This is a genomic window from Melioribacter sp. Ez-97, from assembly GCF_051488665.1.
In the GTDB taxonomy this organism is placed as follows: domain Bacteria; phylum Bacteroidota; class Ignavibacteria; order Ignavibacteriales; family Melioribacteraceae; genus Melioribacter.
In genome coordinates this window covers 220289-240632 of sequence record NZ_JBPSEG010000001.1, presented here as the reverse complement: position 1 = coordinate 240632, position 20344 = coordinate 220289, and the positions used below count along the sequence as shown (strand labels likewise).

At 42.7% G+C, this 20344-nt stretch carries 9 protein-coding genes; all 9 read left to right on the top strand.

The features are described from left to right. The 9 genes from ACSSWA_RS00955 to ACSSWA_RS00915 all read left to right on the top strand — a co-directional run bounded on the left by ACSSWA_RS00955 (nucleotide 1) and on the right by ACSSWA_RS00915 (nucleotide 20327). Nucleotides 1-1806, top strand: a complete 1806-nt coding sequence (locus ACSSWA_RS00955; RefSeq protein WP_437354728.1) for a T9SS type A sorting domain-containing protein — start codon at nucleotides 1-3, stop codon at nucleotides 1804-1806. Nucleotides 1807-1913: 107 nt separating this feature from the next. Continuing rightward, complete coding sequence (locus ACSSWA_RS00950; protein ID WP_437354727.1) at nucleotides 1914-5723, top strand: T9SS type A sorting domain-containing protein; 3810 nt, start codon at nucleotides 1914-1916, stop codon at nucleotides 5721-5723. Between the two features lie 162 nt (nucleotides 5724-5885). Next, complete coding sequence (galB, locus tag ACSSWA_RS00945; RefSeq protein WP_437354726.1) at nucleotides 5886-8624, top strand: beta-galactosidase GalB; 2739 nt, start codon at nucleotides 5886-5888, stop codon at nucleotides 8622-8624. A gap of 32 nt (nucleotides 8625-8656) precedes the next feature. After that, nucleotides 8657-10102, top strand: coding sequence for a DUF362 domain-containing protein (locus ACSSWA_RS00940; protein ID WP_437354725.1), 1446 nt, complete (start codon nucleotides 8657-8659; stop codon nucleotides 10100-10102). 14 nt (nucleotides 10103-10116) lie between these two features. After that, nucleotides 10117-11313, top strand: a complete 1197-nt coding sequence (locus ACSSWA_RS00935) for an SMP-30/gluconolactonase/LRE family protein (protein WP_437354724.1) — start codon at nucleotides 10117-10119, stop codon at nucleotides 11311-11313. Between the two features lie 48 nt (nucleotides 11314-11361). Beyond that, complete coding sequence (locus ACSSWA_RS00930; protein WP_437354723.1) at nucleotides 11362-14148, top strand: glycoside hydrolase family 3 C-terminal domain-containing protein; 2787 nt, start codon at nucleotides 11362-11364, stop codon at nucleotides 14146-14148. A 63-nt stretch (nucleotides 14149-14211) separates the two neighbouring features. Beyond that, nucleotides 14212-16212, top strand: a complete 2001-nt coding sequence (locus tag ACSSWA_RS00925; protein WP_437354722.1) for a GDSL-type esterase/lipase family protein — start codon at nucleotides 14212-14214, stop codon at nucleotides 16210-16212. A 22-nt stretch (nucleotides 16213-16234) separates the two neighbouring features. Next, a complete protein-coding gene (locus tag ACSSWA_RS00920) occupies nucleotides 16235-18166 on the top strand; it encodes a glycoside hydrolase family 127 protein (protein WP_437354721.1) in 1932 nt (643 codons plus the stop codon). Between the two features lie 40 nt (nucleotides 18167-18206). Next, nucleotides 18207-20327, top strand: a complete 2121-nt coding sequence (locus tag ACSSWA_RS00915; protein ID WP_437354720.1) for a family 43 glycosylhydrolase — start codon at nucleotides 18207-18209, stop codon at nucleotides 20325-20327. Nucleotides 20328-20344: the final 17 nt, after the last annotated feature.

Sequence of the window (20344 nt, the reverse complement as noted above, 5' to 3'; positions counted from 1 at the left end):
ATGAAGAAATTAATATTACTTTCACTTTTGTTGGTGTTTGGAACTACTCTATACGCGCAAAAAGATACCGTTGTTGTCCCGGGGTTTTATGAAACGGGTCAGTACGGCACTTTGAACGACGCTATAGAGAAAGCCATCAACGACGGTACAATCAACAATACGGTTTTTAAATTAAACCCGTACGAGGTTTATGTCCTTAGCCGCAGCATTTATCTGGATCACGGACAAAACCTCGAGTTAGTAGCTCCAAAACCCGGAGATACACAGGAATCCGCTCCACCTCAGATTGTTTGGACAGAGGAAGGAATTGACAGGGCTTACATTATTCAAAGCTACGGCGATATCGTGATGAAGAATATCTGGGTCAGATACGCCGACTTTTTGGGTAATAAAGTCAGCGGTTCGATTGTATTCGAAAATCAAGACGCAGCCAACGATCCGGAAATCGGAGTATTTGACGGATGTATTTTTGATTATGCCGGTATAGGCGCAGAAGCCGGCGGAGCTATTACCGTTAAAGCAGACCACTTCGTTGGTAAATTCTATAACTCGTACTGGAGAAATAATTCCGATAATCACTTCAGATATTACGGCCGCGCAATATCGTTTCCATATCAGAGTTCCGGTTGGCATTATGATACGCTGATGTTCGAAAATTGTTCTTTTACTAATCTTAGCCGTATTATAATGCAGGAAGGAAACGAATACAGCGACAATGTTTATATTAACCACTGTACGCTTCTTAATTCCGTTGAATGGGTATTCCAATCCGCAGGATGGCTCAGGAATGCCGCCATTACAAACTCTTTGTTTGTAAATCCCATGATGATCGGATACAGGGCAGTCGACGTTTGTCCGGAAGGAATGACTTACGACGATTTTAAAAACGGATTGTGTAATTCTCCCGGAGGAGGTTTAATCAACGGTTTGACGCCCGTTGATTCGTTCGGTTTTGCAGTTGATTTTACTGACTTCGACAGGAAATTATACATCGGACATATTGCTTATCTGTATCAGGACTTTTACCTCAACTGGTTTACCGAAGCTCCTTCGGCAAAAGAGAGAATACGAAACAGAGAGTCGGATTTAATCTATAATCCATCTCCCATGCTAGGTCAGGATGAAATTGATTTCATCGATTCTACGGACGCGGAAGGCAATAAAGTGTTTAAAACTATGAATGTCGATTGGGAAACTATTTATAGCGAAGACCCACAATTCATAGAGCCCGCTACAAATCAGGAGGCATTACTTACATTTATGGATTATAAGTGGAGCAACAATGCCGATCTCGATTGGTCGTACAGACCCGATGCCGGTTTTAATCAGGAATGGCCGCTGCCTGAAAATCTCGCTTATACTAATGAAAAATATAAAACAGCTGCAATGGGCGGATTCCCCCTGGGCGATTTGAATTGGTTCCCGGAAGTTAAACCTGCCTGGGAAGCTCAGCGCGACCAGGAGTGGGAAATTATCAATAACTGGTTAAACTACGGTACTCCCAATCCTGTCAGTGTACGCGAAATTGCAGGGAAAATTCCGACGGAATATTCGCTTAAACAAAACTATCCTAATCCGTTTAACCCGACCACGAATATCGAATATTCTGTTCCGAAAGACGGATATGTTTCTATTAAAGTATTTAACATGCTCGGTCAGCAGGTGGCAACTTTGTTCGAAGGCAGTCAAAATGCAGGTAATTATGTAGTAACTTTTGACGCTTCGAATTTGCCTAGCGGCGTTTATGTTTATCGCCTGGAAACAGATAATGTTACCTTAACAAAAAAATTAATGTTGATGAAATAACAGTAATTATGCGCCCGCCGGATTTTTTCGGCGGGTATGTATTTAACTAAGGGGTGATTGTTAATTGTTAACAAATAAATTTCTACACAAAATAGGGAGGTAGAATCGTGTCAAAATATCTAAAACTTATTTTATTGTTAGTCGTATGGATGACCTCCGGGCTGATGGCTCAGGAAGTTGTCCTCTCCGACGAATTCGATAATGGCGACGGTATGTGGAGTGGCTGGATCGACGAAGCGTCCACCACCGTCACATTTTCGATTGACAATACCGGAAAACTATCCGGCGCAAATTCATATAAGGCTGAAATAGTTAACGGCGGCGTTGAAATGTGGCGTATTCAACGCGTAGCCGACTTGCCGTTGGTTGCAGGTTACAAGTATACTTTGTCTTTTATGGCTGTTGCCAGTAAAGATGCCGCAATCAATGCTCTCTTTGAGATCAACGGAGATCCTTATACCAAATATCTGGATGATACCGCTTATGTGACTACTACTCCTCAAACGTTCACGTTCGAAATGACGGCAGATATAAGCGTTCCCAATAATCAGCTCAAATTTATGTTTGGAAGCGCTTATAACAATAACGCCACAATCTGGATCGACAATATAGTTGTAACCCGAACGGTAGACCCCGCATTTGTTACCATGTGGGGAGCTACAAGCCGAGGCACCGGTTGGCCTATTCTTAACAGAGAAGATACTCCTCCTGGCGACGGAGGCATGGGCGCCGACGGTCCGCCGCCGAGCTGGGCTACTATCAGAGGCGGATTCGGACAAATATTACAGGCAACCGAGGACCAGGCTGTAGTTGTTAAAGGTCAATTTGAATATGTCGGCGATGGACCGGGCGAAAGCTATGTAGGCTTGCGCTATGCATTAACCTATTGGGATGACGAAGGCGAATTGGCAAACCGTTATACCGATTCGGCAATGTGGACGGGCAGCGGAGTTCATTATGGTTATGAATTTACACCCCGCTCCGGAACTACTGACATGGCTAACGGCGCAGGCGGCGCTGGAACTGTTTGGACTATTAACGGCGGCGGCGGTTGGAATAGCACCTGGAGCAACAATGGAGGTCCCATTGCAGCTGTCGAACAGAAACCGCTTCGTGCTGTTATTGAAGGCGGCGTATACGATTTTGCCATCTCGGTTCGACCTTTAGCCGACGGCACAAACGAAATCCGCTGGTATATGTATCATGTCGATAAAAAATATTGGTTCGGCGGCACTGTAATTGACAGCGCTCAGGTAAGTACTAAGTTCAACGGTATTTGCTTCGGAGTCGGCGACGGCATCGAAACAAATATGACAGCATTTAAACTTATGGGCGTTAAAGCCGAACTCGGCGAACCGATTACCGTTCCGGAAGCTCCATGGCAAGCATATTATTTGCAAGATTGGGGAGTAACGGCGCAGGGCAATTATTGGCCGATATTAAATGATTCAACAACTCTTGTAGGAGATGCAATAATTGCCGGCGATGGAACTCCGTTGAATGGCGCAGGCTGGGCAACCGTGCAAGGCGGTTTCGGTCAGGACCTCGAATTGAAAACCGACAAAGCATTAATTGTTACCGGCGAACTTGAATTCGTAGGTACTGAAGGCGCAGGAAGCAGTTATACTCCTATTCGTTACGCTATAACATATATGGAAAATGGTCAACTTGAAAATCCGCTGACCGATTCGGCTGCATGGGTAGGCGGAAAATATTGGGGATACGGATTCCATCCGCGTACCGGGGCAGGAACGATGTCGAACGGAAACGGCGGCAGCGGTACAGTCTGGACTATTAATAACGGCAACTGGAACAGCACCTGGAGCAATAACGGTAAACCGATCGCTGCAATTGAACAGGCTCCACGAAATGCAGAAATTATTCCGGGCACATATGAATTCGCATTCTCTCTAAGAAAAGTAGACGATACTCAAACCGAAATTAAATGGTATCTTATTGAAAAGAATAATAAATACTGGTTCGGCGGCAGCATTGTAGATACCGCTACAACAGACAAATTCAATAGTATTTGTTTCGGTATTAATACCGGCGATTGGACAGAGTTCAAAGTAATTGCAGCTAAAGTTGATTACGGAGATCCGATTGTAGTTCCCGAAGCTCCGTGGGAACCATTCTATGTTGAACTTTGGGGCGCCACAAATCGCGGTAAAGGCTGGCCTATACTCGTGGATTCCAACACAATAGTAGGCGATGCGGCTATGGGCGCAGACGGTCCGCCGCCAAGCTGGGCTACTATCAGAGGCGGTTTTGGAACTACTGTCGAAGCTTCAACTAATAAGGCTGTCATTGTATCCGGTCAATTTGAATACGTAGGCGATGGACCAGGCGAAAGTTATGTAGGTTTACGTTACGCTTTAACTTATTGGGAAGACGAAGGTGAATTAATAAATCGTTTTACACCTACGGCAGAGTGGACAGGATCAGGAGTCCATTACGGTTATGAATTTACGCCGCGTTCCGGAACCACCGATATGGCAAACGGAGCCGGCGGAGCCGGTACTATCTGGACGATAAACGGCGGCACTGGCTGGAACAGCACCTGGAGTAACAATGGCGGGCCTATTGCCGCTATCGAACAGGCTCCGGCTCGAGCAGTTATCGAAGGTGGTGTTTATGATTTTGCTATCTCCGTTCAACCTTTGCCCGACGGTACAAATGAAATTCGCTGGTATATGTACCATAAAGATAAAAAATACTGGTTCGGCGGCACTGTAATTGACACTGCCCAAGTTACCACCAAATTCAACGGTATCTGCTTTGGTATAGGTGACGGTATAGAAACTGAAATGAGAGAGTTCAGATTAATTGCAGTTAAAGTAGATAAAGGCGATCCGATTACAGTGCCCGAAGCTCCATGGCAGGAGTTTTATGTGGGAGATTGGGGATTCATTGGCGACAGAACCGGCGGCTGGACGCTTGAACCCGTTGAATTGATTGGCAATGCTACAATTTCCGGCGCTAAAAAACCGTTCGGTTGGGCTGCATTAAGAGGCGAATTCCCGATTGATGTTACTCCCAAAGTCGACAGAGCCATGATTGTTACCGGTAAAATGGAATTGATTGGCGGAGGTTTCGAAGGATGGTCTTCTCTCAGAATGGGGCTATTCTATCAAGAGGCCGGAAGATTAGTTGAAACAGAAAACGGTATGGCTTGGAACGGTTCCGAATCGGGCGCATCAGGTTACCTTGTTATTCCTCACAGCGGCGGCAACGACTTAACCGCATGGGGCGAAGGAACTGACCAGATGGGTACTGTTGGCGCTATTGTCAACGGCACATGGCTCAACACTAACGAACCGGAAAATTATGTTCTGGCTGAAACACGTCAGAAACCTGCCGGCGCTGTTGCTACGGAAGGCATGTACAACTTTGCATTCTCAGTTGCTCCGCTAGAAAACGGCGACGTTGAATTCCGTTATTTTGTCTACAAAGAAGACGGAACATATAATTTCGGCGGCATTGTTGTCGACGATAAGAATCCGGTTACTAAATTCAACAGCTTTAATATTGCGCTTAACAACCTGGCAACTGCTACTCAATTAAATCTCATCGATGTATTGGTTGATCTGGGAGCTCCGATTGAAATTCCGGATTCGGTTGTTTCCGTAGAAACATTCTCTTCTACAATACCTACGGATTTCTCGCTCGGTCAAAATTACCCGAATCCGTTCAACCCGACAACCAACATTGAATTCGCATTGCCAAAGGCCAGCGACGTTAAATTGGTTGTTTATGACGCATTGGGCAAAGAAGTAGCTCAATTAGTAAACGGTCAAATGAGCGCCGGTTATCACAGAGTTACTTTCAATGCTTCTAACCTTGCATCCGGCGTCTACTTCTATACCATTAAAGCCGGCGAATTTTATAGCGTCAAGAAATTGATGCTGATAAAATAATTACTCCTTGACTTGGGGTTCAGACAGCCCGCCTCGCGCGGGCTGTTTATTATTTATTTCTTTTACATCTATATCTATATATTGATTTTACTGTTTTTAATGTACAAACACTTATTCAGGGGCTTTTAATAATATTTAAGAATCAACGGGATAACGTTTATAATGAGAATAAACAGATTATTTGTTGCTTTAATTTTATTCATATCGCTGTCAGTTAATGATATTGTTTTTTCGGAAGCAACGGGAATCAATAAAAACGTAAGAGAAAAAGTATTACTGAACAAAGGATGGAAGTTTTTTAAATATAAGGATATGGCAGATGCAGATAGTTTGATTTATGATGTCCGGCCCGAAATTAAAGAATATAAAGATGACAAACCTGCGGATGCGATGCCGACCGAAGCCGTAAAAATTGAATCGACTAAAAAAGTTTTGAAGCGCTGGATATTACCAACGGGAAATGAATTCATTAAAGATAAATCACGACATTATAAAAGACCGGAGGGCAATCCCGGGAAGGATTTTCCGTTTGTTCAATTGAATTACGACGACAGCAGATGGGAAACAATAAACTTGCCTCACGATTGGGCGATTAAAGGACCGTTTTACGAGGGAGAAAATGCCGAAGTAGGCGGCGGTATGGGACGATTGCCGAGTCATGGCGTAGCCTGGTACAGAAAAAAAGTTTTTATTCCACTTCATGATTCTACAAAACAAATTTACCTCGATATCGACGGAGCCATGTCTTATGCTATGGTTTGGATTAACGGCTATCTTGCAGGCGGCTGGCCTTATGGTTACAATTCTTTTAGAATCGATCTGACGCCGTATATAAATTTCGGTAAAGAAAATATCTTGGCAATACGTCTGGATAATCCTCCAAAATCCTCTCGCTGGTATCCGGGAGGAGGTATTTACCGGAATGTGTGGCTTGTTAAAACTAATAAAGTTCATGTAGCGCAATGGGGTACGTTTATTAAAACCGATAACGTGAGTAAATCTTCCGCCGATGTAAATATCAAAACGAAAGTTGACAATAAATCTAATAAAGAGGTTTTTATTGATATTGTTCATGAAATTTATCCACTCGATAAGTCGGGACAAAAAATCGACACTCTTATTGCAAAAGACTATTTATCGAACGTCGAAATAGAAGCCGAAAGCAGCCAAAGCGTTAATCAGAAAATTAAAATAACTAACCCGAAGTTTTGGGGAATACCGCCTGTTCAGGAACCGAATCTTTATATTGCCGAAACGAAAATATTTGTGGATGGAAAGTTAACCGATTATTATTCTACGAAATTTGGAATACGGGAATTAAAATTTGACCCCGATAATGGAATATTTCTCAATGGCGAGCTGATAAAAATTAAGGGCGTAAATCTCCATCACGATCTCGGCGCTTTAGGCGCTGCATTTAATCTTAGAGCTGCCGAACGTCAACTTGAACTCTTAAAAGAAATGGGCTGCAATGCAATCCGATTTGCGCACAATCCGCCCGCGCCTGAATTTCTCGAATTAACCGACAGAATGGGCTTTCTGGTTGTGGATGAGATATTCGACGTTTGGGAACGAAAGAAAACTCCTCTCGACTTTCATCTTATTTTCCCCGAATGGCACGAGCAGGATTTAAGAGCTTTTATTCGGCGGGACAGAAATCATCCGTCTGTTATTATCTGGAGCTTTGGCAATGAAGTAGGAGAGCAATATACCGATAAAGAAGGCGCCGGATTGGCAAAACGTCTTTACGATATTGTAAAGGACGAAGATTCTACGAGACCGGCGACCGCGGCAATGAATTATGCCAAACCTCATATGCCGTTTCCTCAAGTAATGGAGCTAATAAGTCTGAATTATCAGGGCGAAGGAATCAGAAATGCGCCTGCGTATGCCCACTTAAAAGGAATTAAAACAGAACCGTTGTACGACGAATTCCATAAAAAATTTCCCGATAAAGTAATCTTAAGCAGCGAAAACGCCGCGGCGTTGAGCAGCAGAGGCACGTATCTGTTCCCCGTTTACGAGGGAATAAGCTCGCCTATCAGAGATACGTTGGGAGGCGACCCGGTAAAAAAATACGTAAGCGCATATGAATTATATACGGCTGATTTCGGCTCGTCGGCCGATAAAGTTTTTAGATCCCTCGACAGGCATCCGTACGTTGCGGGCGGATTCGTCTGGAGCGGATGGGATTATCTCGGCGAACCGACGCCTTATTACGAAGCGCGCAGTTCATACTTTGGAGTTATAGATCTTGCCGGCTTCAAAAAAGACAGGTTCTATTTATATCAATCATACTGGCGTCCCGATTTTCCGATGGCTCATATTTTGCCTCACTGGAACTGGCCTGAGCAAGCGGGCAAAATTACGCCTGTCCATGTTTTTACATCCGGCGACGAAGCCGAGTTATTTCTAAACGGAAAGTCATTGGGCAGAAAGAAAAAGGGAGATTACGAATACCGTTTGCGCTGGGACGACGTTATTTATGAACCTGGCGAATTAAAAGTTATCGCTTATAAGAACGGCAAAATCTGGGCTCGCGACAGTGTGAAAACCACACTTGACCCGGCTCGGATCGAGTTAATTCCCGATAGAAACGTAATCAAATCGGACGGGTCAGATCTCTCTTTTGTTACGGTTAGAATTAAAGATGAAAACGGTTTGCTCGTACCGAACGCATCCAATATGATTAAATTTGAAATTGAGGGACCGGGTGAAATAGTTGCAACCGATAACGGCGACCCGACTTGTATGATTCCTTTCACGTCGAAAAGTCGCAACGCTTTTAACGGTCTTGCGCTGGTTGTAGTCCGTTCGCTTGAAGGAGAAAAAGGCAATATTATATTAAAGGCTTATTCGGAAGGCTTGAAAGATGCAAGCATTGTGATAAATGCGGACTAAAATGTTATATTAATAAACAAAAAGGAGGGGGAATGAAAAAGTCCGGGAATAACGAGGGCGTCAATTCAACGCGCCGGGAATTTATAAAAAAAAGCAGTATTGCTTTTGCCGGCTTATTAACTGTTCCGTATTTAAAACCGTCCGGTATTTTTGCCTACGACTTAAACAAAAAATCGAATTTCTCTACGGTTGCCATTACAAATACATTAAATGCGCCCGCCGATAATTATATTTACGACGATGTCAACGGAGGAGTCAAACAGAAGATGGAATATTTGTTTGACCAGATTGGAGGTATTTCGGATTTATTCGGAACGGACAAGAAAGTTGTAATAAAAATTAATCTCACAGGCGGATCCGGGAGCGCTTCCAACGATAAATTGAAAGGCACAACAATCGAAGAAGCTATGTGGAGCCATTCAACGGTCGTCAGAGCCGCCGCCGAACTGATTATAGATTCGGGAGTATCTCCTCATAATATAATAATTGTTGAGAGTCTGGGCAGCTACGATTCTTTTGACAATCCGGTTTATGAAGGATATGCATCTATTGCAAAAGATTTGGGATGTCAATTGACGGATATCAGTAAAGGGAATTTAGTTGACGTTCCGACCGGCGACGATTATTTTAATTTCCCGAGCTTCAGAATGAACGAAATTCTGATTAATAACGACGTTTATGTTTCAATCGGAAAATTAAAACAACACGCGGAAGCCGGCATTACATGCGCCATTAAAAATCAGGTTGGTTCGGTTCCTCAAGTAAACTATACGACGCAGCAAATTCAATACAGGCGACAGGCAATCCACAGCCCTACCAACGGTTCGTCGGCAAAATTTTTACCCCGTTCTGTTTGCGATTTATTCGCGGCTCGCCCGGTTGATCTTTCTATCGGAGACGGAATAAAAAATGCAGTTGGAGGAGAAGGCGTATGGAATCCGAGTTTTGCTCCGTCAGCAAGTCATGTATTGTTTGCCGGTAAAGACCCCGTGGCTGCCGATACGATTGCCGCTCATTTGATGGGACTCGATCCCGAAGCGGAAAAATTAAAATTGCCAGCAAAAAACAGCTACGGCGACAGAGAATGCGATAATTATCTCGACCTCCTTTATAAAAAAGGGGCAGGAACAAACAGATTGAGCGAAATTAATATTGTCGGCGACGGAAAAGATTTAATTACAAGCGTAGATAAAAATAAAAATCCGGAAAGACCTTCCGATTTTAAATTATGCGCAAATTATCCCAATCCGTTTAATCCTTCCACGATGATTGTGTTTTACCTGCCTGCAAATCAACATATAAGATTAAAAGTGTACGACATAACAGGCAGAGAAGTTGAAACAATTATGGAAGGCGAGGCACCTGCAGGCGAACACCGTTTGCAATGGAACGCTACAGGCTTGGCTAGCGGAGTTTATATCTGCAGCCTTGAATCCGACAGCTTCAATCAGTCTATAAAAATGATTTACCAGAAATAAGTAAGTTATTCAATATGAACAAAAAAATTTTGATCTTCGTAAGTTATATACTGTGCTTGTTGTTCTTCGTAACTATGACACGCAATGTCAAAGCACAAATTGTTATCGATACAAATGCAGAATTGGAAGAAATTGCAACCGATATCGAACAACCCGAAGGACCTGTCTGGAACAAAGAGATAGGCTTGCTTTTTTCCGATATTAAAGGAAATAAAATTTACAGATGGACGCCTGAGAGCGGCAAAGAAATTTATCTTGATCCGTCGGACAGTACAAACGGATTGACTTATGATTTAGATGGCAGATTGATAGCCGGACAGATGGGATTGAGGCGGGTTGTGCGTTTCGAAAAAGACGGATCGCAGACGCCATTGGCAGAAAGATACGAAGGCAAACGCTTTAACAGTCCGAACGACCTCGTTGTTAAATCCGACGGCTCGATTTTCTTTACCGACCCTGACTTTAACATACCGGGCGGATATAAAAATAAAGAACTTACGTTTAACGGCATTTACAGAATAAGTCCTACGGGAAATATTCAACTGCTCGACAAACTTGAGCTCCCAAACGGAATTTGTTTTTCGCCCGACGAATCGAAAGTATATGTCAATGATTCCAGAGCGCACAAAATTTACGTATGGGATGTTGTAGACGATTCGGTAATTGCGAACAAAAAGCTTTTTTATACTATTCCCGTAAACGGATACGCCGACGGTATGAAGACGGACCCGGAAGGAAATCTCTACGTTACTTGCGCTTCCGCCGTCTGGATAATATCCCCGGAAGCCGAATTGCTGGGAAAGATTAATTTGCCTTCCAACGTTTCGGCCTCAAATTGCGCATGGGGAGAAGACGATTACAAAACTTTATTTATAACAGCGGGACATTCTGTATTCAAAGTACGACCGATGATTACGTCGAGCAAAAACAATGGGCAGTTAATTCCGCGGGAATTTAAATTATATCAGAATTATCCGAATCCTTTTAACCCTTCGACAAGAATTACTTATTCAATTCCAGTCGGAGCCCGTGTTTCGGTTAAATTGTACGACGAAACGGGACGCGAAGTTACTACTTTGGAGGATTCAATAAAGCCCGCCGGCATTCATACTTTATTCTTCAATGCGCGCTCGCTGTCGAGCGGTATATATTACTGCAAGTTGACTGCCGGAAATTATACGGCTTCTACAAAATTACTTTTTCTGAAGTAATAAATTGGTTGTTAATGATTATCGGAATCATTAAAGGAAGGATTATATATGAATAAATTTTTCTTAACCTTCTTTTTAACTCTTTATTATTTTTCTCTTCAAACTCATGTATGCGCTCAGAATATAAAATCCGGCGGCTATTATTTCGTTAACTGGGAAGAAAAGAAAACAGCGACTTTAATCGTCGATTCTTTATCGTATGAAATATCGGACGGCGGCTGCGATTTCAATTGGGTATGTATAAACAATTCAAAAGTTTTTATTGAGGAACCTTCCGCATTCAAGACAGAAGTAAAATTTCCGCGTCCGGGTTATTATCTTTTTAAGTATACGTTAAGAAAGAACGATAAAGTTATTGACTCTAACAATGTGATTGTAAATGTATATAAGCCCGGATCCTATAAAGATCGATTAAACGACATGATAGCTCTGATGACAAGGGACGAAAAGATTTCGCAATTGACGAATCAAACCGATGCAATTCCACGACTCGGTTTGAAAGCGTATAATTATTGGAGCGAAGCTTTGCACGGTGTGTTGGAAGAAGGCGCCACTTCGTTTCCTCAGGCAATCGCATTGGGAGCTACATGGGAACCGGATTTGGTTTATCGAATTGCAACGGCTATTTCGGACGAAGCCAGAGCCTTTAATAAGTTAAAAGGGAAAGGACTGACATACTGGAGTCCTACAATTAATATAGCCAGAGACCCGCGTTGGGGCAGAAACGAAGAATCGTACGGCGAAGACCCTTATCTTTTATCCAGAATGGGAGTTGAATTTATTAAAGGAATGCAGGGCGACCATCCTTATTATTTAAAAACCGTCGCCACCCCTAAACATTTTATTGCAAATAACGAAGAGGAAAGAAGACATACCGGCTCGTCTGACGTCGACATGAGAAGCCTTTATGAATATTATTTGCCCGCATTTAAGAGCGCCATAATCGAGGGAAAAGCATACTCAATAATGGGAGCTTACAATGAACTGAATCATGTGCCGAGTAATGCGAATTTATTTTTGATGACCGATTTGTTAAGACGTCAATGGGGATTTGAAGGCTATGTAGTGTCGGACTGCGGGGCGATTCACGATATGATTTACGGACATAAATTTTTTGAATCTGGAGCTGAAGCCGTAGCGCGCAGTATACTTGCCGGGTGTGATTTAAATTGCGGTCAAGCGTATCGACTATATATAAAAGACGCTCTCGAAGAAGGACTACTTAGCATAAAAGATATCGACAGGGCGCTGTTCAGAACGTTGTCGGCGCGCTTCAGATTGGGCGAGTTCGACCCTCCTGAAATTGTACCGTATTCTTCAATAGGTCAAGATAAATTAGACAGCAAAGAAAACAGAGAACTGGCTCTGGAAGCCGCGCGAAAAGCTGTTACTCTTTTGAAAAACGATGGAATTTTACCGATAGATAAAAACAAAGTAAAATCTATTGCGGTAATTGGCCCGAATGCAAAAGAAGCGCAGCTGGGGATTTACAGCGGTTACCCGAATGTTCTGATAAGTCCTCTCGAAGGAATAAAAAGCAAAGCCGATTCTTTGAATATTAAAGTCGAGCATACAAAAGGATGCGGCATCGGCAGCAGGCTGCTGATTCCTATCGAAACGAAATACTTTGACGTCGTTGATGGGAAAGGAACAAAAGGAATAATCGGAGAATACTTTGATAATATGAATTTGGAAGGGAAGCCCGTTAAAACCAGAATAGACTCGCAAATTAATTTTGTCTTCGGTATGAACTCTCCCGCCGATGGAGTGCCGTCCGATAAATTTTCAGTGAGATGGAAAGGGACTATCATTCCTCCCGATACCATTAACTATATCGGCACAAGCTGCGACGACGGCGCCCGGCTTTATATCGATAATGAATTGATTATTGACGATTGGAAAGAACACGGAGAAAAGCCAATCGCCGCCAAAGTTAAATTACTGCCGGGTAAAAAGTACAATTTCGTGTTCGAATATTTTGATAATTCTTTGGGAGCTACTGCAAGATTAACATGGGATTTGGGACAAAAAGATTTTGATAACGCGAAAAAGTTAGCGGCTGAAAATGACCTTGTTATTTTAACGCTGGGCATCTCGCCCGGCTTGTCCCAGGAGGAACTCGACAGAGAAGAAATCGAACTGCCCCCGGTTCAAAGGGAACTGATTGAACTTGTAGCGGAGGTTAATCCCAATATAATTGTTGTTCTGATTAACGGAGGACCGATTGCAATGGCAGGAACGGAAAAATATGCCAGGGCTATAGTGGAAAACTGGTACAACGGCGAATTCGGAGGACGAGCGCTAGCCGATGTCCTTTTCGGAGATTATAATCCCAGCGGTAAATTACCTCAAACTTTTTACGCTTCCACGGATCAATTACCGCCCATGTCGGATTACGACCTAATTAATAATCCCAGAACCTACATGTATTTAAATAAACCGGCGCTGTTCCCGTTCGGTCACGGCTTATCGTATACAACCTTTAAATATGACAGTCTGAAAATTGAAAACAATATCCTGAATGAAACGGACACGCTTTCATTACAGTTCAGGCTTACTAACGTTGGCAATCGTACTGGCGACGAGGTTGTCCAGATCTATACAAGCTGTAAGGACGCTAAATTTAAGGTTTCCCGTAAACAATTAAAAAGATTCCGAAGGTTAACTCTGCAAACGGGAGAAAGCAAGATATTGGAATTTAAAATCCCTGTAAATGAGTTTGCATTCTACAGTACAAACGAGAATGATTTTGTAGTCGAAAAAGGCGCATGGGAAATTTTGGTCGGCAGTTCTTCGGAAGATATCCGGTTGAGCGATAAAATTATTATTAAATAAAAAGCAGGCGTAAAAAATATTTTACTAAATAATTATAACAAAAAATTCATAAGGGAATTACGGATGAATAATATTTTGAAAATTTCAGTCGTCGTAGAAAAATATTTCCTGATACTGATGCTTATAACATGTATAACGGTATACGGACAAACGGATAATAAGAAATGGGTCGGTACGTGGACAACTTCGCCGCAGTTGGTGGAACCTCAGAATAATCCGCCGGACCCTCCGGGATTGACAAATAATACTATTCGTCAAATCGTGCGGGTTTCGTTAGGAGGCGATGTGTTGAGAGTCCGCTTTTCCAATGAATTCAGCAGTTCGCCTGTTACGATGAATGCAGTTCATATTGCCGTATCGAAAGGAAGCGGAGTAATCGATAAATCGACGGATAAAGCTCTTACGTTTAACGGCAAGCCGAACGTAACAATGGCGGCGGGTTCTGCCGTCATTTCGGACCCGCTTGAATTCGACTTAACTCCTTTGACCGACATTGCAATTACAATCTATTTTGGCAATACTTCCAGCGACGTAACAGGGCATCCGGGTTCGAGAACAACATCGTATATTCTTACCGGAAATAACGTTGATAAAGAAGATTTTGCGGGCGCGGTAACAACTGATCATTGGTACGTAATCAATACAATTGATGTATTGGCTCCGGATTCAGCCTTCGCAGTCGTAACGCTCGGCAATTCGATAACAGACGGCAGAGGATCGGGAACGAACAAACAGAACCGCTGGCCTGACGAACTTGCAAAAAGATTACAAGCCAATCCGGAAACAAAACAAGTTGCTGTGCTGAATGCGGGCATAGGAGGAAATTGCGTATTAAGACAATGTCTCGGACCGTCAGCCCTAAGCAGATTCGAAAGAGACGTTCTTAATCAGAACGGCGTTAGATGGTTAATTATACTGGAAGGGATTAACGATATCGGCGGTTCGAACAGTATTGACGTTGCCGACGATTTAATCGAAGCATATAAACAGATGATTTATCATGCGCATTCAAAAGGCATTTATGTTTACGGGGCGACTCTCCTGCCAATGAAAGGCTCGTTTTATTACTCGGAAACGCACGAAGCCGCAAGACAAAAAGTGAACGAATGGATAAGAACGAGCGGGTATTTCGACGCGGTTATCGACATGGACAGAGCTTTAAGAAATCCTGAAGATACATTGAGTCTTTTACCCGAAGCCGACACGGGCGACCGTCTTCATCCTAACGAAACGGGACACAGAATGATGGCTGAAGCTGTCGATCTGAGTTTGTTTACCAAAACCGATTCTCTGATTGTCGAAGACCAATCTCAATCTCTATTTCTCGAATCCGAGTGCGGCACTGTGGGAGGTAATTGGCAAATTATTGAAGACGACAATGCCTCCAACGGCAAATATGTAACAATCCGTGACGGACTTGAAAGTTTAAATCAAGCCCCGACAGGAGATGAAAATATTATTACGGTACCGTTTTCAATTGATACGTCGGGAGTTTATTATTTGTTAGCCCGAGTTAATTGTCCCACTTATAACGACGATTCATTCTGGATTAGCGTAGACAACCAAGATTACCGAATGTACAACGGTTTGGCTTCAAACGGTTGGGAATGGAAACTATTGGATAGTTTTGAATTGGAAAGCGGCGAACATATTATTAAGGTATCGTATAGAGAAGACGGAGCGGCATTGGATAAATTGGCTGTTTCCGGTATACAGTTTTATCCGCTTGGCGAAGGCGACACGGCAATCAATTTATGCGACGCTACGGATATTCAAGAACAAAATAATTACGAAAAAAAAGTGGGATTCATACTCGAACAAAACTACCCGAATCCTTTCAATCCGACAACCAGAATATCATTTACAATTAACAAAGCCAACAAAGTATCGTTGAAAATTTACGATTTGCTTGGAAAGGAAATTATTACTCTGTTTGAAGGCTTTAAGACGGCGGGAGTCTATTCATATAATTTCGACGCAAAAAAGTTATCCAGCGGTATTTATATTTGTAAACTTGCGGTAGGCGATAATGCCGATTCCAAAAAAATTATTCTTATGAAATAGATTCAAAACATAGGAAATACAAATGAAAATCATCGCTTTCATACTGCTCCTTTCTTCTTTAATATTCCCGCAAGACAAAATTAAGCGGAGCGGATACCGTATATCTCCGGTCGATATAAGGAACGTGACTGTCAACGACGATTTCTGGCTGCCAAAAATCAAAACAATTCAGGAAACCACCATCAAATATGCCTTCGAAAAGTGCGAAGAAGAAGGCAGAATGGACAACTTTCTTGTTGCGGGCGGCAAGAAGAAAGGAGAATACAGAGGGGAAATGCCTTTTGACGATACCGACCTTTATAAAATTATCGAAGGGGCTTCGTATTCGTTGGTAAGCAGTCCAAATAAAGAACTTGAAGATTATATAGACTCGGTTATTGCGATTATAAAAACTGGACAGGAAGAAGACGGTTATTTGACAACCTGGTTTACTATAAATCCTCAAAAGCCGCCTGCATGGTGGGTAAAACCGCCTTCTAAAAGGTGGGAAAGTCTCGAAAGCAGTCACGAGCTTTATAACAGCGGTCATCTTTTCGAAGCCGCAGCCGCTCATTATTACGCTACCGGTAAAAGAAATTTTCTCGATATTGCAATTAAAAACGCAGACCTGTTGGTTCAAACTTTCGGACCGGATAAACTCAGAAAACCGCCGGGTCATCAAATTGTGGAAACCGGTCTGATTAAACTTTACCAGATTACCGGCAAAAAAGAATATATGGAACTGGCAAAGTTTTTCCTCGATATCAGAGGCGATTCTACAACTCATAAATTATACGGAGAATACGCTCAGGATCACATACCGTTATTGGAGCAGAAAGAAGCTGTAGGTCACGCCGTACGCGCTCTTTACATGTACGCCGCAATGACAGATATTGCCGCTCTGCACGATGACGAGGATTACAGAAAAGCTGTTTTTACATTGTGGGATAACGTAGTAAATAAAAAGACGTACATTACCGGCGGCTTGGGAGCGCGTCACGAAGGAGAAGCCTTCGGCGACGATTACGAATTGCCTAATCTGACTGCCTACGGCGAAACATGCGCCGCTATCGGCAGCGTTTACTGGAATTACCGTTTATTCAGAATGACCGGCGATTCAAAATTTATGGATGTGCTCGAACGCACCCTCTACAACGGTTTGCTCTCCGGCATATCGCTCGACGGAAAAAATTTCTTTTATCCCAATCCCCTGGAATCCGACGGTGTATATAAATTTAATAGAGGAGCATGTACGCGACAATCCTGGTTCGATTGTTCTTGCTGTCCTACAAATCTCATACGGTTTATCCCGTCGCTCCCGGGTCTGATCTATTCGGTTGACGACGATACTCTGTTTGTAAATCTGTTTGTAGGCAGTAAAGCCGATATCGAATTAGGAAACAAAAACGTCCGGATTATTCAAAAAACTTCTTATCCTTTGGATTACAAAGTTACATTAAATATAGAACCTCAGATTACAGCGCAATTTACATTAAAAATAAGAATACCCGGATGGTCGAGAAATATTCCGCTGCCCGGCGATCTCTACCGTTACGCGAACAAACAAAACGGAAAAATTAAATTGCTTGTCAACGGCGAAGAGCAAAGTCTGAATATCTCGTCGGGTTACGCGGTTATTACCAAACTCTGGGAGAAAGGCGACAAAGTTGAATTGTTGCTTCCCGGCGAAGTCAAAAAAGTAACTGCAAACGAAAAAGTAAAAGATGACAGAAATAAGGCAGCAATTGAATTGGGACCGTTCGTTTACTGTGCGGAAGAAGCGGATAACCAAAACTTTTCAAATGTATTCATTACACGGAATTCAAAAATCTCCGTTAAAGAAGAGAAAATATTGTCGGAAAAAACTAAGGCAGTAATTATCGAAAACGACGGCAATAAAATTAAGATGATACCTTACTATCTCTGGTCGAACAGAGGCGTCGGGAAAATGAAAGTCTGGTTGCCGTTAAAATAATTTAATTTGTCGAATCAATATATCGCGGGAACTATCTTGTATGAGACTCTATAAAATTACTCTCTTTGCTTTGACTGTCTTCTGTATATCCAATATAAACTTACCGGGACAGACATTTATCCCGAGGCAGAGCGACTCGACAAATTCCACGTGGCATGCTGACAACGGTAACGGGACTTTTACTAATCCTATTTTTTATGAAGAATTTTCCGATCCGGATTTGATTCGAGTTGGCAGCGATTATTATATGACCGGCACGACAATGCATACAATGCCCGGCTTACCGGTTCTTCATTCGAAAGACCTGGTAAATTGGAAGTTATTGGGATATGCGTGCGGGAGATTGGATCTGGGACCGGAATTCCGACTTGAAGAAGGCAAAGAGATTTACGGACAAGGTTTTTGGGCGCCCTGCATAAGATATAATAATGGGATGTTTTATATCTTCAGCAACGTTAACAGGCATAAGACTCAGGTCTTCAAAAGTACGGACCCGGCTGGTCCGTGGGAGCATTATCAAATGAATGTTTCCTTACACGATCTATCCGTTTTATTTGACGACGACGGTAAAATATACGTCGTGTGGGGTTATGACGAAATACGGATTGCCGAGTTAAATGCAGATTTAACGGATATTATTCCTGGCACCGAAAAAATTATCATACCGGCAGGCAGCGGAGCCGGCGAAGGATGCCATTTCTATAAAATCGACGGTAAATATTACATAACAATCACGAACTGGGACCCGGTTTGTTATCAGGTATGCGCCAGGGCGGACAATCCATACGGTTCCTATGAAATAAATGTTATGAGCGCAGAAGAAAATATGGGTATGGGAACAACATGGCGTTTGTGGGACACTAAAAACGGACCGCCTTTTAATTTAACAAAAGCGCCTGCAAATCATGTCGGATGTATTCCGATGCATCAGGGAGGCATTGTAGAAACAGATAAAGGCGAGTGGTGGGGTTTTTCTATGATGGATTATAATTCGATTGGCAGGGTTACCGTATTGAGTCCCGTAACATGGAAAGGCGGCTGGCCTTATATGGGATTGCCGGGAAATCTTAAACGTTCGCCCAAAAGCTGGCGTAAACCGCTTACATCGGTTAAATCCGGAATTTCCGCGCCATTTGAAAAAGACGATAATTTCGACGGGCCGGAATTAAAAAACGCATGGCAGTGGAATCATGCCCCAGTTGACGAAAAATGGTCGTTGAATGAACGCAAAGGATTTTTACGGCTTCATTCGATGCCCGCCGAATCGTTCTGGTATGCCAGAAATACTCTTACTCAGAGAGCCGTAGGTCCCGAATCGTACGCTGTTACGCTTGTCGATATATCGAATCTGAAACGGGGCGATATAGCCGGTTTGGCTCTTTTGAATCTGCCTTATGCATGGATAGGAATAACTAAAAACAAAGATGGCGATAACCGTCTTCAGTATTATAATCAACAAAAACAGAAAAAAATTAATTTAATCCCTGTGACGAATAAAATATGGCTGCGGGCATATTGTAACTTCGACGAAGATTTTGCTTATTTGAGTTACAGTACGGACGGAGAAAATTATATTACCATTGACGACAAAATAATATTGCCGTATCAGCTTAAAACTTTCCAGGGCGTCCGTTATGCGCTTTTCAATTTTAATAAGGGAGGTAACGAAGGCGGCTTTGCGGATTTCGACTACTTCGAAATAATAGAACCAAGATGCAAAGGTTTAACTAAGCCGATTCCTTATAACAAAACAATAAAATTGATTAGTCTCGCTGACAGTACAATTCTTGTTAATTGGAAAAACTTTTTAAGACCGGTTCCAATCGACAGTAAATTTGCAGAAGGAGAGAATGGATTGTTCCGCGTGATCGACAAAGGCGATGGGCGCATTGCTTTGCAATCTGTTGCCACGGGCGGTTATGTAACAGTAAAGAATTTGGGAGGAATGGCTGAGGTCAGAATTGATAAGGAAGAAAACGGTTCCGCTTCGACGTTTCAATGGATTGATATGTTGAGAGGAGAAATAATGTTGATGTCTTTGAAAACGCACAAATATTTGTTTGCAGATCCGTATGCGGGAAGTTTATGCTCCGCAGATTCGGAAGGAGCGCGTCCCGACCGTAAAGGCGGCTCATGTTTCATTTGGGTATTTGCCGATTAATGAAATTTTTTTGGGGG

Excerpts from the sequence above, each read along its gene's own strand:
- ACSSWA_RS00930 (WP_437354723.1), top strand. The coding sequence starts at position 11,362 with ATGAATAAATTTTTCTTAACCTTCTTTTTAACTCTTTATTATTTTTCT.
- ACSSWA_RS00940 (WP_437354725.1), top strand. The coding sequence starts at position 8,657 with ATGAAAAAGTCCGGGAATAACGAGGGCGTCAATTCAACGCGCCGGGAA.
- ACSSWA_RS00955 (WP_437354728.1), top strand. The coding sequence starts at position 1 with ATGAAGAAATTAATATTACTTTCACTTTTGTTGGTGTTTGGAACTACT.
- ACSSWA_RS00915 (WP_437354720.1), top strand. The coding sequence starts at position 18,207 with ATGAGACTCTATAAAATTACTCTCTTTGCTTTGACTGTCTTCTGTATA.
- ACSSWA_RS00920 (WP_437354721.1), top strand. The coding sequence starts at position 16,235 with ATGAAAATCATCGCTTTCATACTGCTCCTTTCTTCTTTAATATTCCCG.
- galB (WP_437354726.1), top strand. The coding sequence starts at position 5,886 with ATGAGAATAAACAGATTATTTGTTGCTTTAATTTTATTCATATCGCTG.
- ACSSWA_RS00925 (WP_437354722.1), top strand. The coding sequence starts at position 14,212 with ATGAATAATATTTTGAAAATTTCAGTCGTCGTAGAAAAATATTTCCTG.
- ACSSWA_RS00935 (WP_437354724.1), top strand. The coding sequence starts at position 10,117 with ATGAACAAAAAAATTTTGATCTTCGTAAGTTATATACTGTGCTTGTTG.